The following is a 23,429-nucleotide window of genomic DNA, read 5'->3' on the forward strand; positions in this document are numbered from 1 at the left end:
CTCCGCCATGCTAACGGGGGACGGGTTCGGTGGCGGCGTCGAGGGTCGTCAGGAGGGTGGCCGTGTGGGCTCGGTAGCCGGTGATGGCCTCGGTCTTGATGTGTTCGTAGCCGCGGATCTGCTCTGGGGCGCAGGCCAGGGCCAGGACTGTGGCCTGGGTTGACGGGGTCAGGTGGGGGAGGGCCGCGCGGATCATCGTGGTGTAGTCGGTGATCAGGGTGCGTTCGGTTTTGCGGAGGGGGGCGTGGGCGAAGGGGTCGTACCACTTGCCGCGGAGGGGGCGCATGGCGCGCAGGAGGCGGAAGGCGGGGCGGGCGGTGCGGCGGAGGGTGATCTTGCGGCGCAGGCCCATGGCGCGGAGCAGGGGTGGGTGCAGGGCGTAGGCGACCTGGGTGCCTTCGCCGAAGACGGACTCCACCGACTCCGCCAGGTGGAGCCGGGCGACCTCGTACTCGTCCTTGTACGCCATCAGCTTGTGCAGGCCCCGAGCGACGGCCTCGGTCACCGCGGAGTCGCCACAGAGGGCGACCTCGCGGACAAAGTCCAGGTAGCGGCTGGCGTAGGCGAGGTCCTGGTAGGCCACCAGGTCCGGCACGCGGATTTCCAGCAGGCGGCGCAGTTCCCCGGTGAAGTCGTCCAGGGGCAGCGGCTGGGGGACCGGGGTGACGACCAGCGGCGGGCCCGCCAGCCAGGTCGGGTCGGCGATGGCGGCGCGGCCGGCGTGGAAGGCGGCGATGGACATGTCGACGCCCGTGCCGTTGAGGCGGATGGCCTCCTCGACCGCCTCGGCGGTCAGGGGCAGCAGGCCCGCCTGGTAGGCGGCGCCGACGATCAGGAAGTTGGCGGCCACGGTCGTGCCGAACAGGCGGTCGGCCAGGTCCAGGGCGTCGAAGGCCCGCAGGGACGCGGTGCCCGCGGAGATCGCGGAGAGCAGGTCGTCGCGGCCGGGGTAGGCGGCTGCGGTGTCGACGATCATCCGGCCGGTGGGGACCTCCGAGGTCGACACGATCGCGGCGGTGCGCTCGGCGGAGCAGCGGCCCAGGTTGACCGGGGACGTGGCCGCCAAGGCGTCGAACACCAGGTATGCCGACGCGCCGCCCGCGGGGACCAGGCCGGGGTGGCCGGTCGGCTCGGGGGTGATCCGCAGGTGCGAGACGACCGCGCCCGCCTTCTGGCTCAGGCCGGTCTGGTTCAGCGCGCGGGCGTCGAGGCCGCTGAGCAGGGCGGCGGTGGCCAGGACCTGGTTGACGGTCACCACGCCCGTCCCGCCGATGCCGACCATCACCAGCTCCGCCGACGACGGCAGCGCGGGCGTGGGCAGCCCGACCGGAACCGGCGCCACCGACCGGCGCACGGGCTTGCCCGGCACCACCGTCATGAACGACGGGCAGTCGCCCAGCAGGCAGGAGTAGTCCTTGTTGCAGGAGGTCTGGTCGATCTGGGTCTTGCGGCCGAACTCGGTGTCCACCGGCTCGACGCTGAGGCAGTTGGACTTGCGCCCGCAGTCGCCGCAGCCCTCGCACACGGCCTCGTTGATGTGCACCCGCTGGACCGGGTCGGGCGCCTTGCCCCGCTTGCGCTTGCGCCGCTTCTCCGCGGCGCACTCCTGGTCGTACAGGACCACCGTCACCCCGGGCACCGCCCGCAGCTCCCGCTGCACCTCGTCGAGCCGGTCCCGGTGCACGACGCGCACCCCCGGCGCCCACGCCACCCCGCGCGGGTACTTGCCCGGCTCGTCGGTCACCACGACGGTGCGGGCGACGCCCTCGGCGTGCAGCAGGCGGGTCACCGCTGCCGGGTCGATGGAGCCGTCGGCGTGCTGGCCGCCGGTCATGGCCACCGCGGCGTTGTAGAGCAGCTTGAACGTGATGTTCGTGCCCGCCGCCACCGCCTGGCGCACGGCGAGGCTGCCGGAGTGGAAGAACGTGCCGTCGCCGAGGTTCTGGAAGAAGTGCGAGGTCCCGGTGAACGGCGCCGCCCCCACGAAGCTGACGCCCTCGCCGCCCATCTGCGTGAACCCGACGCTGCGGTCCATGAACGTGGTCATCGCGTGGCAGCCGATGCCCGCGCCCGCCAGCGAGCCCTCGGGGATCTCGGTGGAGCGGTTGTGCGGGCAGCCCGAGCAGAAGAACGGCGTGCGGCTGACCGGGGTCAGCGACAGCGCGAGCCGGGGCCGCCGCGCGGGCCTGCGGACCTCGCCGAGCCGCGACGCCAGGAACCCGCCCAGCGCGGTGACCAGCCGGTCGGCCTCCAGCGCGCCGTCGACCGGGATGAGCGTGGCGCCGTCCGGGCCCTTCTTCCCGTACACCCGGGGCCGCGCGGGCCGGTCGTACAGCGCGTCCTTGACCAGCGTCTCGACGAAGGCGCGCTTGTCCTCGATGACGACGACCTCGTCGAGCCCGTCGGCGAACTCGAACAGGGTGGCCCGGTCGATCGGGTGCACCATCCCCAGGCTCAGCAGCCGGACCCGGTCCTCGCCGACGCCCATCCGGTCGAGGGCGTCGCGCAGCGAGGCGACGTTGTGGCCCGCGGCGATGAGGCCGAGCCGGGCGTCGGGCGCGCCGGAGATCCGGTTGAGCCCGTTGGCCCGCGCGAACGCCTCCGCCGCGGCGAGCCTGCCGTCGAGCACCTCGCGCTCCAGGGCGATCGCCTCGGGGATGCCGACGCCGGGCTTGTGCGTGGGCCGCCACGGCCGCCCGTTCCAGCTGAACTCCGGGGTGACGACGCTCGGCCGCGCGGCGAGGTCGACCACCTCGTAGGCGTCGCCGATGTTGGTCACCACCGTGAACCCGACCCACGACCCGCAGAACCGCGACAGCTCGAACCCGAAGCGCCCCAAGCGGATCACGTCGGCGACGTCCACCGGGGACAACACCGGGAGGTAGGACTCGGCCAGCGCCATCGCCGAGTTCGACGGCAGCGACGAGGACTTGCACGCCGGGTCGTCGCCCGCCACCACCAGCACGCCGCCGCGGGGCGTCGTGCCCATCCACGTGCCGTGCTTGAACGCGTCCACCGAGCGGTCCACGCCGGGCGCCTTGCCGTACCAGAGGCCGAAGACGCCCTCGAACCGCGGATCGGGCAGCTGCGGGGCGAGCTGCGAGCCGTAGACGACGGTCGCGCCCAGCTCCTCGTTCACCCCGGGGATGAAGGTGATGTCGTGCTCGGCCAGCAGCGCGGCGTTGCGCTCCAGCACCTGGTCGAGACCGGCCAGCGGCGAGCCGCGGTAGCCCGAGACCAGCCCGGCGGTGTGCCAGCCGCGCGCGGCGTCGGCGCGGCGCTGCTCGACCAGCAGCCTGCCCAGGGCCTGCACGCCGGTCATGGCGCCGACACCCTCGCCCCGGCGCAGCACCTCCGCCGGGTGGTACCCCTCGAGCAGCCCCGTCATCGACCTCACACCTCTCCACGCAACTCGCACGAGTCCGGACAGAAAACGCCGTGGGCTGAGCGATATGCAAGACTCTGGAACACCAGCTGAGCAGAATGCTCAAAATCGGTGTCACGAGTGCCGGGAGGTTGCGCAGGATGGCCGACTGGAACCGCCTTGACCTGCGGGTCATCCGCGAGCTGGTGGCCAGCCCCCGGGTCGGCGTCACCGAGTTGGCCCAACGCCTGGGGGTGGCCCGCAACACCGCGCACGCCCGGGTGGCGCGGCTGGAGCGCCGGGGCGTGGTCGGGCAGCGCGGGCGCTCGGTGGACTACACCGCGCTCGGCGTCGAGGTGACCGCGTTCGTCACCATCCAGGTCGCCCAGGGCAGGCTCGCGGGCGCCGTCGCCGACCTCACCGCCCTGCCCTACGTGCTGGAGGCGCACGGCATCGCCGGGGACGGCGACCTGCTGGTGCGGGTCGCCGCCCGCAACACCCGCCACCTGCACGAGGTGATCAACGGCGTGCTGGCCTGCCGCGGCGTCATCCGGAGCACGACCGCGGTCGCCATGACCGAGCAGATCGCCTACCGCGTCGCCCCGCTGCTCGACGACCTGGAGCGCGCGTCTCCCGACGAGGGGTGATTTTCCCGATTCGCCTCCGTGCGAAGCGGCCGCGCGGTAATCTCCGCCGCAACACGGGCGGGAAGGCGGCTGCATGGGTGAGTTCGTCGACACCGCGCTGAGCTTTCCCGTCGCCGGGTTCACCTTCGTGCTCATCATCGTTGTCGGATTCTGGCTCATCGTCCTCTTGGGAGGGTCCGATATAGACGCCCTCGACGGTGTCGGGCTGGGATTCGCCGGGCTCCCCGGGGCGGTCGCGCTGTCGCTGGTGGTCGTCATCGGCTGGTTCACCTCGCTGGTCGCCACCGTGCTGCTCGACCCTGGCTGGCCGCTGGGAATCGCCATCGCGCTCGGCGCGCTCCTGGTGGCGCTGCTGCTGACCCGGCTGGTCGCGGTGCGGCTGCGCCACGCGTTCGACGGCAACGGCCAGTCCCGCGCCGACCTCGTCGGCCTGGTGTGCGTGGTGCGCACCGGCCGCGTCGACGAGGGTTTCGGCCAGGCCGAGGTGACCTCGGCGGACGGCTCGTCGGCGATCGTGCAGGTCCGCCAGGCGGGCGAGGACCCCCTCACCTCCGGCAGCAATGCCGTCATCTACGACTACGACGCCACCGGCGAGTTCTTCTGGATCTCCCCGGTCGATCTCGACTCCACAAGGGACTGACAGATGGACTCCAGCATCCTCATCGCCGCGGCCATCGCGCTCGGCGCCCTGATCCTCATCGTGATCGTCGTCAGCAGGCTGTTCCGCAAGGTGGAGCAGGGCAAGGCGCTGATCGTCTCCAAGGTCCGCCGCGTCGACGTCACCTTCACCGGCGCGGTCGTCCTGCCGGTGCTGCACAAGGCCGAGACGATGGACATCTCGGTCAAGACCATCGAGATCAACCGGGCGGGCAACGAGGGCCTGATCTGCCGGGACAACATCCGCGCCGACATCCGGATCACGTTCTTCGTGCGGGTCAACAAGACCGTCGAGGACGTGGTCAAGGTGGCCCAGGCCATCGGCACCGCGCGGGCCAGCGACGAGCAGACCCTGCAGGTGCTGTTCAACGCCAAGTTCTCCGAGGCGCTCAAGACCGTCGGCAAGCACCTGGACTTCGTCGACCTCTACACCAAGCGCGACGAGTTCCGCGACCAGATCATCCGGGTGATCGGCACCGACCTCAACGGCTACAGCCTCGAGGACGCCGCGATCGACTACCTGGAGCAGACGCCGATGTCGGCGCTGGACCCGGCCAACATCCTCGACGCCCAGGGCATCCGCAAGATCACCGAGCTGACCGCCATCGAGCACGTGCGCACCAACGAGTACCAGCGCCACGAGGAAAAAGAGATCACCAGGCAGAACGTCGACGCCAGGGAGGCCATCCTCGAACTCGAGCGCCGCCAGGCCGACGCCGAGACCAAGCAGCGCCGCGAGATCGAGACCATGCGCGCCCGCGAGGAGGCCGAGACGCAGAAGGTGCAGGCCGAGGAGCGGCTCAAGGCCCACACCGCGCAGCTGCGCACCGAGGAGTCCCTGGGCATCCAGGGCGAGAACCAGGCCCGCGAGATCGCGGTGGCGGCGAAGAACCGCGAGCGGGTCATCGCCATCGAGTCCGAGCGCATCGAGAAGGACCGGCTGCTGGAGGTCATCGCCCGCGAGCGCGAGACCGAGCTGTCGCGCATCGCCAAGGACAAAGAGGTCGAGGTCGGCAAGCGCGCGGTGGCCGAGGTGGTCCGCGAGCGCATCGCCGTGGACAAGACCGTCGCCGAGCAGGAGGAGACGATCAAGCGGCTGCGCGCGGTCGAGGAGGCCGAGCGCAAGCGCCAAGCACTGGTGATCGGCGCCGAGGGCGAGGCCCAGCAGGCGCTGGTCAAGGACATCAAGGCCGCCGAGGCCGCGGAGGCGTCCGCCAAGCACCGCGCCCGCGAGGAGCTGGTGCTGGCCGAGGCGCGCCAGCAGGCCGCCGAGCTGGACACCCGGGCCAAGATCCGGCTCGCCGAAGGCGCGCAGGCCACCGCCGCGGCCGAGGGCCTGGCCGAGGTGCAGGTGCGCGAGCGCGACGCCGCCGCCATCGAGAAGGTCGGGCGCGCCGAGGCCGTGGTGGCGCGGGAGAAGGCGCTGGTCGAGGCCGAGGCGATCAAGGAGAAGCTGCTCGGCGAGGCCGCCGGTCTGACCGAGAAGGCGGGCGCGATGGCCGCCATGGACCAGGTCACCCGCGAGCACGAGGAGTACCGGCTGCGGCTGGAGGCGGACAAGGAGGTCCGCCTGCGCGGCATCGACATGCAGCGCGAGGTCGCCGAGGCGCAGGCCATGGTGCTGGCCGCGGGCCTGGAGAAGGCCGACATCGACATCGTCGGCGGCGACACGATGTTCTTCGACCGGCTCGTCGGCGCGGTCGGGATCGGCAAGAGCGTCGACGGGTTCATGGACCACTCCGCCACCGCGCGGGCCCTCACCAAGCCGTGGCTCAACGGGGAGTCCAGCTTCACCGACGACATCAAGGGCATCCTGGGGTCGGTCTCCAGTGAGGACCTGAAGAACCTGTCGGTCTCGGCGCTGCTGCTCAGGCTGATCAACTCCGGCGGCGGCGACGCGGGCAAGCTGCGCGAGCTGCTCGGCCACGCCGAGCGCCTGGGCGTGGCCGACGCGCCGGTGGCGACGCTGGCCGCCGCGCGGTGACCACCACGCTGGACGCCGGGACCTACGAGGTCCTGCGGGCCCGCCTCGGCGAGCAGGCCGCCGAGCTGGCCCGCCGGGCGCACGCGCTCAACGCCGCGCGGCTGGAGGTCTTCGGCGGCACCGAGATGCGGCTGGTCGGCACCGACCGCATCCGCACCGAGCACAACTGCGTGCCGCGCGACATCGTGCAGGTCGGCGGGCTGATCCTGTTCGGCTACAACGTGTTCATCGGGCTGAAGCCGGAGACCGCGATCGCCGACGTGTTCGGCCTGTACCGCTTCGCCCGCGACGGCGACGCGTTCCGGTTCGAGGAGGCCGACCAGGCCGAGCTGCCCGGCCTGCTGGCCGACCCCGGCTTCATCCGCGACTTCGGCGAGCTGTACCGGTACTACCGGGAGACGCGGCTGCTGCAGCTGCGCAGCCTGGACGCCAAGCTGCTGGCGGTGTTCCAGACCGGCCCGCGCACCGAGGACATCAAGGTCCTGCGGTGGGCCAAATCGCCACTGTCCTATACGGACAACCGAGGCGAGCGCGACCACGTCTTCCCGCCCGCGCACGACTTCGAGTGGACCGAGACCACCCGCGACGACCACGTGCTCGGCCGGTTCCCGCACATCTCGGTCCTGGGCACGGTGTTCGTCGAGACCGTCGGCGGGAACCTGACGGTCAAGGTCGAGGACAACACCGAGTCCGGCGAGGGCGTCTACTCCGAGCCGGTCGCCGAGAAGCTGCAGAGCCTCGCCGACGCCGACGTGCACTACGCCGAGGTCGGCGCGCTGATCCTGCTGCGCGTGCGCCCCTACAACGAGACCGCGTGGCGGTACCTGGTCTTCAACACCCACACCCGGTCCGTGGTGCGCCTCGACGGCATCGGGCAGGCGTGCCAGCGGCTGCCCGAGGACCAGGGCATCATCTTCCCCGGCGGCTACTACCTGGCCACCGGCCTGCACAAGACCTTCGACACCGACGTCGCCGACCTGGAGTACGAGCGGGTCATCCGCTCCCCCAACGGCGAGGACGTCCTCTACGCCTTCCACGCCCGCGCCGACGGGCGCACGCTCCTGCTGCCCTACAACGTGATCCGCAAGGAAGTGGCCGCGCCGCTGGTGTGCCACGGGTACTCGCTGTTCGAGGACGGCACGCTGGTCGCCTTCCGCGCCATGTCGGAGGAGCCCACCCGGGTGCACCCGATGCAGGTGTGGCAGACCCCGTACCAGTCCGACACCTTCGCCGCGGGCCAGCCCGTGGGGACCGGCCCGCTGGAGCGGGTGGGCAACCCGGACCTGGTGCGCGGGGTGTCGGACTGCCTGTCGGTGGCGCGGATGGTCGAGGAGATGGCCCCGTCGCTGCCGGTGTACGAGGCGCTGATCGCCGCGTGCGCGCGGGTCTTCGACCACTACCACTGGCTCGGCGACGCCGCGCTGGGCGACCTGCGCGCGCCGCTGTCGGAGATGCGCGCGACCGCCGAGCAGGTGCTCGACGAGTTCGAGACCGTGCAGGCGCTGACCGACCAGGCGGCCTCGGCGCTGGCCGAGGTGGCCGAGACGGTCGCCTCGCTGGTGCGGACCGTGCGCGGCGAGGCGCCCAAGTCCGCCGACGACTGGGTCGCGCAGCTGGCGTCGCTGCGCCGGGCGCGCGGTCGGGCGGTGTCGCTGCGCGAGCTGCGCTACGTCGACCTCGACGCGGTCGACGGCATCGAGCGGTCGCTGGAGGAGGAACTGGTCTCCGCCGGGCGGCGCGCGGTGGAGTTCCTGCGCGGGCCGGACGCGTTTTCCGTTTACCACCAGCAGGTTGACGCGTTGAGCGCGGCGGCGGCCGCGCTGGCGACCGTGGCCGAGGCGAAGCCGGTGGGCGAGCGGCTGGCCGAGCAGGCCGAGGGGCTGGAGATCGTCACCGAGGTGGTCGGGGCGCTCGACATCGCCGACGCGACCGTGCGCACCGGCATCCTGGAGCGGGTCGGGGAGGTGCTGGCCGGGGTCAACCGGGCCAGGGCGGCCCTGCGCGCCCGGCGGGGCGAGCTGCTGGCGCTGGAGGGCCGCGCCGAGTTCGCCGCGGAGTTCGCGCTGCTCGGGCAGGCCATCACCGGCGCGCTGGCGGTCGCCGACACCCCGGCGCGCTGCGACGAGCAGCTCGGGCGGCTGATGCTGCAGGTGGAGAACCTGGAGTCCCGCTTCGCCGAGTTCGACGACTTCCTCGCCCAGCTCGTCGACAAGCGCACCGACGTCTACGAGGCGTTCTCCGCGCGCAAGCAGGCCCTGCTCGACGAGCGGGCCCGGCGCGCGGACCGGCTGGCCGCCTCCGCCGAGCGGGTGCTGGCCAGCGTGCGGCGCCGGGTCGCCTCCCTGTCCTCTCTGGACGAGGTGAACACCTACTTCGCGGGCGACCCGATGATCGCCAAGCTGCGCTCGGTCGGCGAGGAGCTGCGCGCGCTGGACGACCAGGTGCGCGCCGAGGAGCTGGAAGGCAAGCTCAAGGCGGCCCGGCAGGAGGCCGGGCGGTCGCTGCGGGACCGGCTGGACCTCTACGGCGCCGACGGGGAGACGCTGCGGCTGGGCAGGCACACATTCGCGGTGAACACCCAGCCGCCGGACCTCACGCTGGTGCCCTACGAGGACGGGATGGCGTTCGCGGTCACCGGCACCGACTACCGCTCGCCGGTGCGGGACCCGGGGTTCGCCTCGACGCGGGAGTTCTGGGACCAGCTGCTGGTCTCGGAGTCCCCGGAGGTCTACCGGGCCGAGCACCTGGCGGCGTCGCTGCTGGCCTCGGAGGACGCCGGGGCGCTGCGCACGGCGATGGCGGAGGGGTCGCTGGGCTCGCTGGTGCGGGCGGCGGCGGAGTCGCGCTACGACGAGGGGTACGAGCGCGGGGTGCACGACCAGGACGCGACGCTGGTCCTGGAGGTGCTGCTGCGGCTGCACGCCGGGGCCGGGCTGCTGCGGTACCCGCCCGCCGAGCGGGCCGCGGCGCAGGTGTTCTGGACTTTCGGCGTCGACGAGGCCGCGCGGGAGCGGTGGGCGGTGCGGGCCGGGTCGCTGGTCAGGGCGCGGTCGGTGTTCGGGACCTCGCCCGCGCTCGCCGAGCTGGCGGGGTCGCTGGCCTCGGCGATGTCGGGGTTCCTGGCCGAGCTGCTGACCGTCGACTTCGGGCTGGCGGCGGAGTACCTGGTGGAGGAGCTGGCGGACGGGCCGCCGGGGTTCGTCACCGGGGCGGGCGCTCGTTCAATTGTTGAACGATTCCACATTTCACTTGGTGGCGAATCGGAGCGGCGGTTCGCCGCCGACGTGCGGGCGCTGCCGGACCTCGGGTCGCGGTACCAGCTGGTGGCGGCGTGGTACGCGGCGTTCGCCGCGGCCTCGGAGGTCTCGGGCGCCGACGTGCCGGAGGCGGTGGCGATCGAGCTGTGCGGGGACCTGGTGGACCGGCACGACTCGTCGGCGGCGCTGACCGGCGAGGTCACCGGGCTGCTGGGGACGCACCCGCGGATCGTCGACCGGGCGCTGCCGGTGCGGCTGGACGAGGCCCTGGTGCGGACCGGGCGGTTCCGGTCGGCGCGGGTGCCCGCGTACCGGGCGTACCAGCGGGCGCGCGGGGAACTCGTGGAGGCCGAGAAGCGGCGGCTGCGGCTGGGCGAGTTCCAGCCGAAGGTGATGAGCGCCTTCGTCCGCAACCGCCTGCTCGACGAGGTCTACCTGCCGCTGATCGGCGACAACCTGGCCAAGCAGCTGGGCGCGGCGGGCGCGGACAAGCGCACCGACCAGATGGGCCTGCTGCTGCTCATCTCCCCGCCCGGCTACGGCAAGACGACGCTGATGGAGTACGTCGCCAACCGGCTGGGCCTGGTGTTCGTCAAGGTCAACGGCCCGGCGCTGGGGCACGCGGTGACCTCGGTCGACCCGGCCGAGGCGCCCAACGCCACCGCGCGGGCCGAGGTCGAGAAGATCAACTTCGCGCTGGAGCTGGGCAGCAACGTCCTGCTCTACCTCGACGACATCCAGCACACCAACCCCGAGCTGCTGCAGAAGTTCATCCCCCTGTGCGACGCCCAGCGGCGCATGGAGGGCGTGTGGGACGGCCGGACGCGCGCCTACGACCTGCGCGGCAAGCGGTTCGCCGTCTGCATGGCAGGCAACCCCTACACCGAGGCGGGCCAGCGCTTCCGCGTCCCCGACATGCTCGCCAACCGCGCCGACGTCTGGAACCTCGGCGACGTGCTCTCCGGCCGCGAGGAGCTGTTCGCGCTGAGCTACGTCGAGAACTCCCTGACCGCCAACCCGGTCCTCGCCCCGCTGTCCACTCGCGACCGCGCCGACATCGGGCTGTTCGTCCGCCTCGCCCGGGGCGACTCCTCCGTCCGCGCCGACCAGCTGGCGCACCCGTACTCCGCGGTGGAGGTCGACCAGATCGTCTCGGTCCTCCGCAAGCTGTTGCGCGTGCAGGAAGTCGTGATGGCCAACAACAAGGCCTACATCGCCTCCGCCGCCCAGACCGACGCCGCCCGCACCGAGCCCCCCTTCGGGCTTCAGGGCTCCTACCGCAACATGAACAAACTGGCCGAGAGGGTCGTCCCGGTGATGAACGACGCCGAGCTGGAGGCCGCCATCGACGACCACTACCTCGGCGAGGCCCAGACGCTGGCCGCGGGAGCGGAGTCGAACCTGCTGAAACTGGCCGAACTCCGGGGCCGCCTGACCCCCGAGCGGGCCGAGCGCTGGGCCGCGGTGAAGGCGGCGTACCTGCGGGAGAAGGCCCTCGGCGGCTCCGGCGACGACCCGATGAGCCGCGCCGTCGGCGCCGTCGGCCTGGTCGCCGACCGCGTCGGCGCCATCGAAGCCGCGATCACCCGCGCGACGACGCCGCACTAGGTGTATTTGGCCATTAGGTTGGTGTCAGTCGGCTGGTGGGTGGGTGGCCTCCGAGTGCGTGGTGGCGGCGTTGAGTGTTGTAGTGCTCGATGAAGGGGTGCAAGTGCAGCAGCTCGTTCGGCGTTGCTGGTGAACGCCTGCCGGTAGGCCCATTCGGTCTGCAGGGTGCGGTTGAGGCGTTCGACCTTGCCGTTCTGCCAGGGGCAGTGGGGTTTGATGAACTTCTGCCGGATGCCGTGCCGGGCGCAGAGCTCGCGCAGTGACCACCGGTAGGCCCAGGCGTTGTCGGTCATCAGCCGTTCGATGCCGGTGATGCCGTGTCCGGCGAAGTAGGTGATCGCCCGGTCGAGGAACCCGGCGCAGGTGGGGCCTTTCTCGTCGGGAAGGATCTCGGAGTAGGCCAGCCGGGAGTGGTCGTCGACCAGGGAGTGCACGTAGTCGAACCCGATCTTGACGCTGCGGTCGCGGGTGGCTTCCCGTCCGGCCCGGCCTTGGGTTCGCCAGCCTCCGCCATCGGGGATGCGGCCGAGTTTCTTGACGTCCATGTGGACCAGCTCGCCGGGCCGGTCGCGTTCATAGCGGACCGTGGTGGTCTTCGACGCCCGGATCACCTGCCCGGTGATCGGGTCCAGGGCGGCCAGCCTGGGGACGTGGTGGCGGGCCAGGACCCGGGACACGGTGCGGGCGGGGATTCCCAGTTCGGCGCCCAGCCAGGCCGGTCCGCGGCGTTCACGTCCCCGCAGTTCCACGATCCGGGCCTCGACCTGGGCACTGGTCCGTCGGGGGGAGGTGTGCGGACGCGAAGACCTGTCCGCGAGACCCGCCACACCCTCGGCGGCGTGCCGGTCGAGCCAGGTGCGCACGCATTTGCGGGAGATACCCATCGCCGCGGCGATGTGCGCCTGCGGCCACCCGGCCCGATGCCGGGCGACGATGAGCAGCCTGCCATGGACGGTGGTGCGGGCGTTACGGTGGGACACGGAGACCTCCAGGCCAGGTGAATGACGTCGCAATCACCACCGCACCCGGAGGTCTCCCCCATTTCAAGCACCCACCACCAGCGTGTCACCAACCTCCCGGCTCAGTACACCTAGGGCCTGTCCTCAAACCCCGATCCCGACTCTCACCGACCGGGTTTGAGGACAGGCCCTAGCGTTGCCCGCGCGCCGCCGGGCGACGACGATCGGTGGATGACGGTCTACAGAGTGGTGCCGGATCTGGCGAGCACGTCGCCGGAGCAGGCCAAGGCGTTCTACACCGGTGTCCTCGGGATGCGGGTGGTCATGGACCACGGCTGGATCGTGACCCTCGCCGCCCCTGACCGACCCGAGGCGCAGGTGAGCCTCATGACCCACGACGCGACGGCCCCCGTCATCCCCGCCGTGTCGATCGAGGTCGACGACGTCGATGCCGCCTACCGGGCCGCCTTGGCCGCGGGCGCCGAGATCGTGCACGACCTGACCGACGAACCCTGGGGCGTGCGCCGCTTCTTCGTCCGGGACCCGGACGGCCACGTGATCAACGTTCTGGCCCACCGCTGACCTGTCGAGTCAGTACGGACGCTGGGCCGGATGGCCGGGCGCCGGGAAACCGCCGTGGGGCTGGTAGCCCGCCGGGCCGCCGTGGGGCGGGTAGCTCGCCGGGCCGGGGAAGCCGGGGTGGGGCGGGTAGTCTGCTGGGCCGGGGAAGCCTTGGTGGAACGGGAAAGGGGCTGGGCGGGGCGCGGTGGTGAGCCAGGCGCTGGTGGGCGGGATGGCGGCGAAGATGATGGCGGGGAGGGCCAGGGCGGGGCCGACGAGGCCGGTGGGACCGCCGAAGGCGTGCATCGTCATGGACAGCACGATCAGGGCGAGGACGATGCCCGCGCCGATGATCGTCAGGATCTGGCCCGCGCGCTTGCGGGCCAGGAGCAGGCTGCCGCCGGTCAGCAGGACGACGGTGATCAGGCCGTAGCCCGCCGTGAACGCGAGCGGCAGTCCGATGTCGCCGGACCACCCGGCCAGGCCGATGATCAGGTAGACCGTCGCGAGGGCCATCAGCGCGCCGAGGAGCAGGGCCAGGATCGCGGCGGTGACGGCGGTGGCCTTGCTCGGGGCGAGCGGGTGCGGTGGCCACGGCTGGTGGGGGTACGGCGGCGGGTAGGTCACGGGCACATGGTGTCAGGGGCACCTCGGGCGTCGCGGCGGTTTGGCTCAGGCCGCGCGGTGGTCCAACAGCCAGGACAGGTCGCGGGTGGGGAGGAGCCTGAGGGCCGCGGGGAGCAGGAGGCGGCCGAAGACGCCGGGGGCCTTGGTGTTGCCGTTGCGCTTGCCCATGCGGACGACCTTCTCCACGCGGCGGCGGCGCTCGGCCTCGTACGCGGTGAAGGCGGCGGCGGGGGTGGGGTGCGCGCGCAGGCAGCGGGCGAGGGTGACGGCGTCCTCCGCGGCCATGGACGCGCCCTGGCCCGCGGCGGGAGAGGTGGCGTGGGCCGCGTCGCCGATGATCACCATGCGGGCGTTGTGCCAGGTGGGGACGGTCGGGAAGTCGTGGGTGGCGTACGGGGGCACGATGTCGGCGGTGGCGTCGATCAGCCTGCCCGCGGTGGGCAGGTCGGCGTAGGTGGCGTGCAGGTGGGCGCGCCAGTCGGTGGGCGGGGCGCCGGTGTGCGGGAGGTTGGCGAACCACCAGACGGAGCCGTCGGGGTGGGGCAGGTAGGCGAAGAAGGCGCGTTTGCCGTAGCCCATGTACGCGGTGCCCGCCTCGCCGTCGACGGTGATCTTGTCGGCGAAGCCGCCGGTGTTGAGCAGCGGCACGTGGCGCGGGGCCGGGGCGTTCGGGTCGATCAGGGTGCGGACGGTGGAGCGCAGGCCGTCGGCGCCGACGAGGAGGTCGGCGCGGGCGGTGGTGCCGTCGGCGAAGTGGGCGGTGACGCCGTCGGCGTCGGCGCGGGCGTCGGTGAGCCTCTTGCCGTACTCGACCGGGACGCCGCGGTGGTCGGCTTCCTCGCGTAAGACGCGGTAGAGGGCGGCGCGGGTGAGGGTGACGGTGGTGGGGGCGGCGGGGTCGGTGCTGCTCATGGGGAACTCGGCCAGTTCCCGGTCGCCGAGGCGCAGGCGCATCCGCGGGGTGGGGAAGCCCGCCGCGGCCACTTTCCCGGCGAGACCGAGGGTGTCGAGGGCGGCCAGGCCGTTGGTGGCGACGGTGAGGAACGCGCCGATGCCGTCGGCGGCTTCGCCGTGGGCCTCGTGGACGACCGGGTCGAAACCCGCCTGCTGGAGGGCCAGGGCGGTGATCGGGCCCGCGATCCCGCCGCCGATGATGAGTACGCGCTTAGTCATGTCATCACTATACATAAAATGACTAAGGCGCTGCGGGCACTAGGGTCGACGGCATGGCAGGCAGGTCCCACCGCCGGTCCCCGCTGGCGCTCGTGCTGCTCGTGCTGCTGGCGGAGGAACCCGCGCACCCGTACCGGATGCACGAGCTGATCCGCGAGCGCGGCAAGGACCGGGTGGCCAACGTGGCCTCGCGCAACAGCGTCTACCAGGCCGTCGAGCGGCTGGAGCGGCTCGGGCTGATCACGGTGCGGGGGGTGGACCGGGCCTCGGGCCGCCCCGAGCGCACGGTCTACGAGCTGACGCCGGAGGGCACGGCGACCATGCTCGACTGGCTGCGGACCATGCTGTCCGAGCCCGCCGTCGAGTACCCGGAGTTCCCCGCGGCGCTGGCCTCCCTGCTGATCCTGCCGCCGGAGGAGGTCGCGGGGCACCTGGCCGCGCGGGCCGACACGCTGGAGCGGTCACTGGCCGCGGCCTTGGCCGAAGTGGACGCTCTGGGGCTGCCGCGGCCGTTCCTGCTGGAGGAGGAGTACGTCCAGGCGGTGGGGCGCGCCGAGGTGGGCTGGCTGCGCTCGGTCGTGGCGGACCTGCGCTCCGGGGTGTTGACCTGGCCGCGGGAGTGGAGCTAGCGTCCCGCGCCTGCCGATGATCCGCGCCCGCAGGCTCGACGGCGACCACCGACGCCGCCCGGCCGCCGTCCTCGGAACACCCGCACCCGCTCGGGCATCAAGCCGTGGTTCAGCTGTGGTGCGCGGCCGGACTGATCACGCTTCCCACATCTGGCAACCGGTCTAGGCCATGGGCAGGCGCAGGCTGAAGGCCGCGCCGCCCTCGGGGGCCGGGCCCGCCGTGATCGAACCGCCCAGGCGCGCGGCCAGGCCGCGGACCAGGGCAAGACCGATGCCGGTGCCGCCGGGGCGGGTGTCGGCGTAGCGGTTGTTGAGCACCTTGGGCTCGAAGGCGACGTCGTAGTCGTCCCAGGTCAGGCCAGGGCCGCCGTCGCGGACCTGGATCACGGCCCAGTCGGGGGCGTGCAGCGCCAGGACGATCGGCCGTCCCCTCGGGGTGACGCGCAGGGCGTTCTCGGCCAGGCCGTCGATGACCTGCCGGACGCGGCGCGGGTCGGTGCGCAGGCGGACCGGGCCCGGGGGCATGTCCAGGACGAACTCGACGCCCGCCTCCGCGCAGCGCGCGGCCCACACCGTCGCGGCGTCGGCGACCACGGCGGCGAGGTCGACGCCGACGATGTCGAGGCGGAAGTCGTCGGCGCCGAGGCGGGCCAGGTCGAGCAGGTCCCCGACCAGGCGGTCCAGCCTGCCTGCCTCGGCCTCGATGGTGCGGCCCGCGCGGACGGCGTCCTCGCCGGACACCACGCCGTCGGCCAAGGACTCGGCGAAGCCCTTGACGGCGGTCAGCGGGGTGCGGAGTTCGTGCGAGACCGACAGCAGGAACTCCCGCTGGCGACCCTCGCTGGTGGCCAGCGCGTCGGCGAGGCCGTTGACGGAGGCGGCCACGTCGGCGACCTCGCGCGGCCCCTCCACCGGGACGCGCAGGTCACGGCGCCCGTGCCCCATGGCCGTGGCGACCGCGGCGGTGCGGGTGAGCGGCCGGGCCATCAGCCGGGCCAGCACCAGCCCGGCCACCGCGGCCACGAGCAGGCCGATCCCCAGCGCCACCGCGATGTTGCCGATCAGCTTGCGCCCGATCCCGCGCGCGGTCCCCGCGTCACGCACCAGCGCCACCGCGCTGCGGTCCGCGACGGGCCGCAGCTCCACCAGCAGCGTCCGCCCGTCCTGCTCGACGGTGTGGTGCCGGACCCCGGCCGTGGTGGCCAGCCCCGCGTCGAGCGCCGCGCGCTTGGCGCCGTCGGTGCCGCCGACGATGTTGCCGTTGGGCCGCCGCAGCACGATCTCGATCTGCTGACCCTCCAGGATGTCGACCATCCGGCGTATCCCGCCGCTGAGGTCGGCCAACTGGGCGGCGACCACGTCGGCCTGGTCGGCGAGCGTCCGCTGCGTGACCTCGCGCGCGGTGATCACGACCAGCCGCGTGGAGATCACCCCGCCGACCACGGCCACCACCCCGGCCACCGCGAGGCACAGCGCGGTGATCCGCCACGCGATCGGCCTGCTGCGCCCGGCGGTCATGGCCGGTCGATGGCGTAACCGACACCGCGGACGGTGCGGATGCCCAGGTGCCCGCCGAGCTTGGCGCGCAACTGTGCGATGTGGACGTCGACGGTGCGGGTGCCCACCGAGGCGGCGTACCCCCAGACAGCGCTGAGGAGCTGCGCCCGCTCGAAGACCTGCCCCGGGCGGCGCATGAGGTGGGCCAGCAGGTCGAACTCGGTCGGCGTGAGCGCCACCTCGCCCTCAACGGTCCAGACCCGGCGGGTGGCCGGTTCCAGGCGGACGCCACCGAGGTGACGACTCTCGACGGGCGCGCCGCCGCCCGCCCGCCGCAGCACCGTCCGCAGCCGGGCGACGAGCTCCCGCGGGCTGAAGGGCTTGGTGACGTAGTCGTCACCGCCCAACTCCAGGCCGAGAACCCGATCGACCTCGTCATCGCGCGCGGTGACGAACAGGATCGGCGTCCAGTCCTGCTGGGCCCGCAGCGTCCGGCACACCTCGATGCCGTCCAGCCCCGGCAGGCCGATGTCCAGCACCACCGCCACCGGCCGCAGCCTGCGCGTCGCCGCGAGAGCGGCCTGGCCGTCGGACTCCAGGTGCACCCCGAACCCGTCCCGCCGCAGGTACAGCGTGACGAGGTCGGCGATGGCCCGATCGTCCTCGACGACCAGCACCAGGCCACGCTCCCCGGCTGTCACGCGCGACACCGTACCGCCGCCCTCGCCACCCCCCAGCCCAGCCTGGCGCCACCCCGACCCCCTTCCCACCGTGGCGAGCCGGTTCAACACGCCCGTCCGGCTCGGCACCGCCCCCACCACTCCCTCCGACGAACCGGTGAGCTGACCCCGCGCCGGTCACCATCACCCTTCCTCTCATGCCGCGACGAACCTGCTGGCGGCCACAAAACGCCCGCGCTCGCACTCGCGGACCTGACCAGAGGCCGCCACGCGCCGCCATCGTCGCTGTCCTGTCGTTGGGACCGCGGGAGTTCGCCGCGCTTCCCTAGCTCGTCGCACCGCGCCAAGGACGGCCGGGGCCGCGGTGCCGACGTCGTGGTTCTTGTCCTCCCAATGTTGGGGTCAGCGGGCAATCGTGCTGGGTGAGGTGGAATGTTGCCCTTCGTGGTGCCCGCCCAGGCCAGGCCCGCGATGTCGTGCGGCAGTGCCGCATTCCTGTTGTCGGACAGGAGGCAGCGGTGCTGAGGATGAGGTGGTCCGCTCGCCCATCGCGCTGTCCGCCCAGGTCGGCAGTGCAATGCGGACGTTGTGTTCCTGCCGTTCCGCTGTTGGACAACGGGCGGTGTTGGGTGAGGTGCGGTGCCTGCGTGGGTCGGGTTCGCGGTGTTGGTGCTGGTTTCTGCTGTGCCGTAGCGGGCAGCCGGCAGTCGCTCGGTGCGAGACGAGGTGGGGTGCTCGCCGTGGGCGGTGTGCGCGGGTCGGAAGTGGGGTGCCGACGCTGCGGTCTGGTTGTCCTGTTGCCGGGACGGCGGTTGGGGCTTGGTCATTCTCCGTTCAGGTCGGATTCGATGGAGTCCAAAGTGGTCTCGATGTTCTGGAGGTCGGACTCGATGGAGGAGTTGGGGGCGGCCGGTTCCTGGGTGGGGCCGCAGGCGGTGGCGGTGGCCAGGGCCAGGGTGGTCAGGAGTGCGGCGATGGCGCGGTGGCGCCTCATTTCGCGGTGCAGTGTTGGGCGCGGAAGTCGGCGACCTTTGTCTTGATCTGCTCCAGCTGGGGGACTCGGTCGGCGCGGCGGGTGGCGCGCTCCTCGAGTAAGTCGGCCGTGGTCTCGCGGCCGGCCGCGCGTTCGGTGGCGGCGCGGGCCTTGAGCCAGGCGGTGGAGCCGCGGACCTCCGGGCCCGCGCTGATGCGGGTCAGGGCGCGGGTGGCCCGGGTTTCGATCTTGGGCAGGCGCTTCTCGCAGAGGCGCTGCACCTGTTCCGGGCTCAAGGTGATCGTCACCGGCGCGCTCGGCTGGGCGGCGGCCGGGACGGCGGTGGTGAGCGCGAGGCCGATGGCGATGGCCCAGTGGGTGAATCGCATGTCCCCTCCTTCGTGTCGGCCTCCAGATTCGCCGAGAACAGTTAAGGAAGGGCCAGGGGATTGTTCGGGTTTGGTAAGGATCGGAGAAGGGTGGCGATCATCGCGGCCATCGCCCCGGGCATCAGTCCGCTGGGGCCAGCAGACTGTCCAGGACGCCGCCCTTGACGTCGGCGACCAGGTCGGCGAGCTGGCCCATGCTCATCTGCACGCGCTGGCCGAAGTCGTCGGTGATGACCACCCTGCGCTCCTCAGGAGCGTCGGGATCGACCCAGAGCTCGGGGCAGCCGCAGTTGCACTGACCGCAGAATGTGGCGATCTTTTGCATGGCCACCACGGTCCCACCACGGCAGGATTACGCGCCAGAGAGCAACCAGGCGATCGCCCAGCGCAAAGAGTGACGCTGGGTGTCTGTGAGTCGCTGGCCCGGCCCGCGTCGAACGACTAGGTTCAGCGGCGTCAGTGTCCTGGCATCACGGCCAGATGGGGAAGCGGGCGTCGTGCGGGTGAGCGTGCTGTTGACTGGGCCGCCGTGGGAGCACCCGTGGTGACCGAGGTCCAGCCCATGGAGGATCGGGACACCGTGCTGCGCAGGGTGACGAGGTCGGCGACGACCACCCCCGGCAGGCTCTCGCTCGTCGCCGTCGTGCTGGTGCTGCTCACCGCCGTGACCGGGGTCTTCGCCGCGCTCACGCTGCAGGACAAGAAGGACACCCTCGACGACCTGGTCGCCCACCGCGAGCCGCTGGCCGCCGCCGCCCAGCTGATCTTCCGGTCGCTGTCGGACGCCGACGCCACCGCCGCCAGCGCCTTCCTCTCCGGCGGCGCGGAACCGGCGGCGCTGCGGGCGCGCTACGAGTTCGACATCGCCCAGGCCGGGGCCGCCCTCGGCAAGGCGTCCTCCGACGTCGGCGACGACCCGAGGGCCGCCCAGCAGGTCGACATCCTCTCGCGCCAGCTCCCGGTCTACACCGGCTTGATCGAGACCGCGCGCGCCAACAACCGGCAGGGATTCCCCGCGGGCGCGGCGTACCTCCGCGAGGCGTCGGGCCTCATGCGGTCACAACTCCTGCCCGCCGCCGAGACGCTGTACGACATCAACTACGACCGCCTGTCCGCCGAGCAGGCGGACTCCCGCTCCTTCCCGTGGATCACCGCGCTGCTCACGGCGGCCCTGATCGCCGCGCTCGTCGTCACCCAGCTGTGGCTGACCCGCAGGACGAAACGGGTCATCAACGTGGGCCTGGCCGCCGCCACCTCGGCCGTCGCGCTCGCCCTGATCTGGGGCACGGCCGCGCTCCTGATCGAGTCCACCTACGTCCGCTCAGGCGAACGGGACGGCTCACAGCAGGTGGACCTGCTCGTCCAGGCACGCATCAACTCGCTCAAGTGCCGCGCGGACGAGACCCTGACGCTGGTCGCGCGCGGTGACGGCGCGGCCTACGAGCGCGAGTGGACCGAACTCGCCCGGACGCTGGCGGGCGAGGGCAACCTGCTGCGCCGCGCCGCCGACGCCGCCGTGACCCCCGCGCTGGCCGAGCCGACCCGCGAGGCCGTGGGCAACGCCGAGGCGTGGGTCGCCGCGCACCGCAAGATCCGCGAACTCGACGACAACGGCCAGTACGCCGAGGCGGTCACCCTCGCCATCGGCGACGCCCCGGACAGCGCCGCCGTCGCGTTCGCCGCGCTCGACCGCAACCTGATCTCCGCCCTGAACGCCGGGCGCGCCGAGTTCGTCGCCCAGACCACCCGCGCCGGGCAGGCGCTGACCGGCCTGGTGCCGGGCGTCGTCGTGCTGGGGCTGATCGCGGGGGCGGGCACCGCCATGGGCATCCGGGCACGACTGCGGGAGTACCGATGAAGCGCCTCGTCGCGGCCGTGGCCGCCATGCTGGTCCTCGGCGGGTGCGCGGAGCCGGGCGCGCCGGTCAACCTGGCGACGGTGGCGTCGGCGGACCGGCCGGAACCGGTGGGCGTGGAGGTCAACCCGCCCGTGACCACCGGGGCGGCCCAGCCCACCGACTGCGACCCGACCGCCAGCCTGCGGCCGGGCGCGCTGCCCGCACCTGGCCAGATGCCCGCCAAGTCGACCATGGAGCGCATCGCCAAGCGGGGCAGGCTCATCGCGGGCGTTGACCAGAACACCTACCTGTTCGGCTTCCGCGACCCCACGACGAACGCCCTCGAGGGCTTCGACATCGACCGCGCCCGCGAGATCGCCGCGGCCATCTTCGGCGACCCGAACAAGGTGCAGTTCAAGGTGATCACCTCGGCCCAGCGCATCGACGCGCTGAAGGACGGCGAGGTCGACGTCGTGGTGCGCACCTTCACCGCGACTTGCGCGCGGCTGGCGGACATCAACTTCTCGGCGATCTACTACGTCGCCGCGCAGCGGCTTCTCGTCGACAAGGGCTCGGAGATCACCGACATCAACCAGCTCGGCGGCAAGCGGGTGTGCGCGGCGAAGGGGTCGACGTCGCTGGCCAGGATGCGGGAGTTCCCGTCGCCGCCGGAGCTGGTGGCGGTGGACAACTGGACCGACTGCCTGGTGCTGCTGCAGCAGGGGCAGGTGGTCGGCGTGTCGACCGACGACACGATCCTGGCCGGGATGGTCGCGCAGGACCCGAACCTGAAGATGGTGGGCCCCCGCATCCACCAGGAGCCTTATGGGATCGGGATTCCCAAGGAGAACGAGGACATGGTGCGGTTCGTCAACGCCGTGCTGGAGAAGTCCATCAACGGAGGCGCGTGGCAGGCGAGCTGGAACCGGTGGCTGGCCCAATCCGGCGACCGACCCACCCCACCGACGCTGAGGTACCGGGACCGATGAGCCACTGGACACCACCGGGAGAGCCGGAGCCTGAGGAGCGGAGCGGGCCCGCGGACCCGCGCCCGGGGCAGAGCGGTGGCCAGGCATCGGCCGGGCAGCCGCGGGACGGCCACGCGCCGGAAGGCCAGACGCCTGGTGGGCAGCCTCCGGACGCCCTCGGTGGGCGGGGGGCCGAGGGCAACGCGCCGGAGGGCAGGCCGCAGGGCGGTCACGCACCACGCGAGCAAGCGCAGAGTGGACATGCGCAGGGCGGACATGCGCAGAGCGGATACGCACAGGGCGGACATGCCCAGGGCGAGCCTGCGCAGCGCGGTGATGTGGAGGGTGGACACCCACTGAGTGGGCGTGCGCAAGGCGGCAATGCAGAAAGCGGGCGTTCGCCGGGCGGTCAGGCGCACGGCGGGCAGGGTCCGGATGGGCAGGCTTCGAGGGCGCCGGGCGGGCAGGGGACAGACGGCAACGCGCCGGAGGGCCAACCGAGGAGCGGTCACGCGCCGGGTGGGCAGGCCCAAGGCGGGCAGTCGCAGGGCGGCCATGCCCTTGGTGGTCATGTGCCGGGCGGGCAGGCTCCGGGCGGGCAGGCTTCGACGGGCCAACGCCCGCAGCCGGGCCCCGGCCAGAGCGGCGGCCAGGTACCGGGTGGACAAACGCACGGTGGCCAGTTCCCCGGTGACCGCGACCTGAGTGGCCAGCCGCTGGGCGGGCAGCCGCAGGGCAGTCAAGCTCAGGGCGGGCACACCACGGGCGGCCAGCCGCAGGCCGGGCAGGTGCCGAGCACCTACCCGCAGGGCGGTCAGGCATCCATTGCGCAGGCGTTGAGCGGCCCTGTGTCAGCGGGTCATGGTCTGGCCGGGCCTAGGCCCGGTGGCCAGCCCCAGGGCGGGCAAGGCCCTGGTGGGCAGGCGCAGGGTGGGCATGGACCTGGCGGCCAGTCGCAGGGCGGGCATGGTCCCGGTGGGCAGGCGCAGGGTGGGCATGGACCTGGCGGCCAGTCGCAGGGCGGGCATGGTCCCGGTGGGCAGGCGCAGGGTGGGCATGGACCTGGCGGCCAGTCGCAGGGCGGGCAAGGTCCCGGTGGGCAGGCGCAGGGTGGGCAAGGGCCTGGTGGGCAGGTGCGGTCGGGTGGGTCGATGCCGGGGCAGTGGGGTCAGCCTGGGCCGCGGACCCAGTCGCAGCCGGTGTCCGGTGAGCCGCGGCAGCCGCCGTCGGGGCACGGCCTGCGTGGGCACGGTGGGCCCACCTCGCAGTCGCAGCCCGGGCCTGGTGGTCCGCAGCCCAGGGCCGGTGGGCCTGCCGCGCAGTCGCAGTCGCAGCAGGGGGCCGGGGGGATGGCCAGCCAGCCGGGGGCTGGGGGACCCTCCACCCAGTCGCAGCCGCACGTCACGCAATCGCGGTCGGGGTCTCAGGGGCAGCCGTCGGGACGGGGCGGCCAGTCGCAGGGGTGGGATCAGCGGGGACGTCCGGCGGGGCAGACCGGGCCTGGGGGGCCGCAGCTCGGCCACGGTGGACAGCGGCCGTGGGCGCCGGGGCCGCCGGTAGCGCCGGTGGCGCCTCAGCGGCAGACCGCGCCGCCTGCGCTGGCGCCCAATGAGCCGTTG

At 72.6% G+C, this 23,429-nt stretch carries 18 protein-coding genes and 1 pseudogene; 9 read left to right on the forward strand and 10 right to left on the reverse strand.

Annotated features, from left to right (window positions below; genetic code table 11):
• Positions 1–10: 10 nt before the first annotated feature.
• Entirely contained in the window at positions 11–3,388 is a 3,378-nt protein-coding gene (locus ACTG9Q_RS02925) for an indolepyruvate ferredoxin oxidoreductase family protein (protein WP_455570991.1), read from the reverse strand.
• A gap of 137 nt (positions 3,389–3,525) precedes the next feature.
• On the opposite strand from ACTG9Q_RS02925, the gene ACTG9Q_RS02930 reads away from it, so the two are divergent.
• From ACTG9Q_RS02930 to ACTG9Q_RS02945, 4 genes are all read left to right on the forward strand, one after another.
• A complete protein-coding gene (locus ACTG9Q_RS02930) occupies positions 3,526–4,011 on the forward strand; it encodes an Lrp/AsnC family transcriptional regulator (protein ID WP_455570992.1) in 486 nt (161 codons plus the stop codon).
• Positions 4,012–4,084: 73 nt separating this feature from the next.
• Positions 4,085–4,651, forward strand: a complete 567-nt coding sequence (locus tag ACTG9Q_RS02935; protein ID WP_455570993.1) for a hypothetical protein — start codon at positions 4,085–4,087, stop codon at positions 4,649–4,651.
• A gap of 3 nt (positions 4,652–4,654) precedes the next feature.
• The gene (locus tag ACTG9Q_RS02940) at positions 4,655–6,652 is read left to right on the forward strand and encodes an SPFH domain-containing protein (protein WP_455570994.1); all 1,998 of its coding nucleotides are present in this window, start codon (positions 4,655–4,657) and stop codon (positions 6,650–6,652) included.
• Positions 6,649–11,517 (forward strand): DNA repair ATPase, encoded by a 4,869-nt coding sequence (locus tag ACTG9Q_RS02945; RefSeq protein ID WP_455570995.1) that lies wholly within the window; start codon positions 6,649–6,651, stop codon positions 11,515–11,517. Before ACTG9Q_RS02940 ends, ACTG9Q_RS02945 begins: the two co-directional genes overlap by 4 nt.
• 13 nt (positions 11,518–11,530) lie before the next feature.
• Here the strand turns inward: ACTG9Q_RS02945 and ACTG9Q_RS02950 are convergent.
• Positions 11,531–12,497, reverse strand: a pseudogene (locus ACTG9Q_RS02950) (IS481 family transposase).
• A gap of 210 nt (positions 12,498–12,707) precedes the next feature.
• Here ACTG9Q_RS02950 and ACTG9Q_RS02955 point away from each other — a divergent pair.
• On the forward strand, positions 12,708–13,058 hold the full coding sequence (locus ACTG9Q_RS02955) for a VOC family protein (protein ID WP_455570996.1): 351 nt from the start codon (positions 12,708–12,710) through the stop codon (positions 13,056–13,058).
• 9 nt (positions 13,059–13,067) lie between these two features.
• Here ACTG9Q_RS02955 and ACTG9Q_RS02960 read toward each other — a convergent pair whose 3' ends face one another.
• Positions 13,068–13,664, reverse strand: a complete 597-nt coding sequence (locus ACTG9Q_RS02960; protein WP_455570997.1) for a hypothetical protein — start codon at positions 13,662–13,664, stop codon at positions 13,068–13,070.
• Positions 13,665–13,709: 45 nt separating this feature from the next.
• On the reverse strand, positions 13,710–14,837 hold the full coding sequence (locus ACTG9Q_RS02965; protein WP_455570998.1) for an FAD-dependent oxidoreductase: 1,128 nt from the start codon (positions 14,835–14,837) through the stop codon (positions 13,710–13,712).
• A 53-nt stretch (positions 14,838–14,890) separates the two neighbouring features.
• Here ACTG9Q_RS02965 and ACTG9Q_RS02970 point away from each other — a divergent pair, with 53 nt between their 5' ends.
• Positions 14,891–15,466, forward strand: coding sequence for a PadR family transcriptional regulator (locus ACTG9Q_RS02970; RefSeq protein WP_455570999.1), 576 nt, complete (start codon positions 14,891–14,893; stop codon positions 15,464–15,466).
• A 162-nt stretch (positions 15,467–15,628) separates the two neighbouring features.
• Here the strand turns inward: ACTG9Q_RS02970 and ACTG9Q_RS02975 are convergent, their stop codons facing one another.
• The 5 genes from ACTG9Q_RS02975 to ACTG9Q_RS02995 form a co-directional block, all read right to left on the reverse strand.
• Positions 15,629–16,984, reverse strand: a complete 1,356-nt coding sequence (locus tag ACTG9Q_RS02975; protein ID WP_455571000.1) for a HAMP domain-containing sensor histidine kinase — start codon at positions 16,982–16,984, stop codon at positions 15,629–15,631.
• The gene (locus ACTG9Q_RS02980; protein ID WP_455571001.1) at positions 16,981–17,664 is read right to left on the reverse strand and encodes a response regulator transcription factor; all 684 of its coding nucleotides are present in this window, start codon (positions 17,662–17,664) and stop codon (positions 16,981–16,983) included. The genes ACTG9Q_RS02975 and ACTG9Q_RS02980 overlap by 4 nt, the downstream gene beginning before the upstream one ends.
• Positions 17,665–18,466: 802 nt before the next feature.
• Positions 18,467–18,637 carry a hypothetical protein gene (locus ACTG9Q_RS02985; RefSeq protein ID WP_455571002.1) on the reverse strand — a complete coding sequence of 57 codons (171 nt, stop codon included), beginning with the start codon at positions 18,635–18,637 and terminating at the stop codon, positions 18,467–18,469.
• Positions 18,634–19,005: a hypothetical protein gene (locus tag ACTG9Q_RS02990; RefSeq protein WP_455571003.1), complete on the reverse strand. Its 372-nt coding sequence runs from the start codon at positions 19,003–19,005 to the stop codon at positions 18,634–18,636. The genes ACTG9Q_RS02985 and ACTG9Q_RS02990 overlap by 4 nt, the downstream gene beginning before the upstream one ends.
• 121 nt (positions 19,006–19,126) lie before the next feature.
• Complete coding sequence (locus tag ACTG9Q_RS02995) at positions 19,127–19,330, reverse strand: hypothetical protein (RefSeq protein ID WP_455571309.1); 204 nt, start codon at positions 19,328–19,330, stop codon at positions 19,127–19,129.
• A gap of 219 nt (positions 19,331–19,549) precedes the next feature.
• On the opposite strand from ACTG9Q_RS02995, the gene ACTG9Q_RS03000 reads away from it, so the two are divergent.
• From ACTG9Q_RS03000 to ACTG9Q_RS03010, 3 genes are all read left to right on the forward strand, one after another.
• Complete coding sequence (locus tag ACTG9Q_RS03000) at positions 19,550–20,863, forward strand: hypothetical protein (protein ID WP_455571004.1); 1,314 nt, start codon at positions 19,550–19,552, stop codon at positions 20,861–20,863.
• The gene (locus ACTG9Q_RS03005; RefSeq protein ID WP_455571005.1) at positions 20,860–21,831 is read left to right on the forward strand and encodes a glutamate ABC transporter substrate-binding protein; all 972 of its coding nucleotides are present in this window, start codon (positions 20,860–20,862) and stop codon (positions 21,829–21,831) included. Before ACTG9Q_RS03000 ends, ACTG9Q_RS03005 begins: the two co-directional genes overlap by 4 nt.
• 498 nt (positions 21,832–22,329) lie before the next feature.
• Positions 22,330–22,515 carry a hypothetical protein gene (locus tag ACTG9Q_RS03010; RefSeq protein WP_455571006.1) on the forward strand — a complete coding sequence of 62 codons (186 nt, stop codon included), beginning with the start codon at positions 22,330–22,332 and terminating at the stop codon, positions 22,513–22,515.
• Between the two features lie 146 nt (positions 22,516–22,661).
• Here ACTG9Q_RS03010 and ACTG9Q_RS03015 read toward each other — a convergent pair whose 3' ends face one another.
• Entirely contained in the window at positions 22,662–23,060 is a 399-nt protein-coding gene (locus ACTG9Q_RS03015; protein WP_455571007.1) for a hypothetical protein, read from the reverse strand.
• Positions 23,061–23,429: the final 369 nt, after the last annotated feature.

The organism is Actinokineospora lacus, assembly GCF_053813445.1.

Bases quoted from the DNA above. Each gene is read 5' to 3' on its own strand.
- ACTG9Q_RS02925 (WP_455570991.1), bottom strand. From the start codon at position 3,388: ATGACGGGGCTGCTCGAGGGGTACCACCCGGCGGAGGTGCTGCGCCGG.
- ACTG9Q_RS02930 (WP_455570992.1), top strand. From the start codon at position 3,526: ATGGCCGACTGGAACCGCCTTGACCTGCGGGTCATCCGCGAGCTGGTG.
- ACTG9Q_RS02935 (WP_455570993.1), top strand. From the start codon at position 4,085: ATGGGTGAGTTCGTCGACACCGCGCTGAGCTTTCCCGTCGCCGGGTTC.
- ACTG9Q_RS02940 (WP_455570994.1), top strand. From the start codon at position 4,655: ATGGACTCCAGCATCCTCATCGCCGCGGCCATCGCGCTCGGCGCCCTG.
- ACTG9Q_RS02955 (WP_455570996.1), top strand. From the start codon at position 12,708: ATGACGGTCTACAGAGTGGTGCCGGATCTGGCGAGCACGTCGCCGGAG.
- ACTG9Q_RS02965 (WP_455570998.1), bottom strand. From the start codon at position 14,837: ATGACTAAGCGCGTACTCATCATCGGCGGCGGGATCGCGGGCCCGATC.
- ACTG9Q_RS02970 (WP_455570999.1), top strand. From the start codon at position 14,891: ATGGCAGGCAGGTCCCACCGCCGGTCCCCGCTGGCGCTCGTGCTGCTC.
- ACTG9Q_RS02975 (WP_455571000.1), bottom strand. From the start codon at position 16,984: ATGACCGCCGGGCGCAGCAGGCCGATCGCGTGGCGGATCACCGCGCTG.
- ACTG9Q_RS02985 (WP_455571002.1), bottom strand. From the start codon at position 18,637: ATGAGGCGCCACCGCGCCATCGCCGCACTCCTGACCACCCTGGCCCTG.
- ACTG9Q_RS02990 (WP_455571003.1), bottom strand. From the start codon at position 19,005: ATGCGATTCACCCACTGGGCCATCGCCATCGGCCTCGCGCTCACCACC.
- ACTG9Q_RS02995 (WP_455571309.1), bottom strand. From the start codon at position 19,330: ATGCAAAAGATCGCCACATTCTGCGGTCAGTGCAACTGCGGCTGCCCC.
- ACTG9Q_RS03005 (WP_455571005.1), top strand. From the start codon at position 20,860: ATGAAGCGCCTCGTCGCGGCCGTGGCCGCCATGCTGGTCCTCGGCGGG.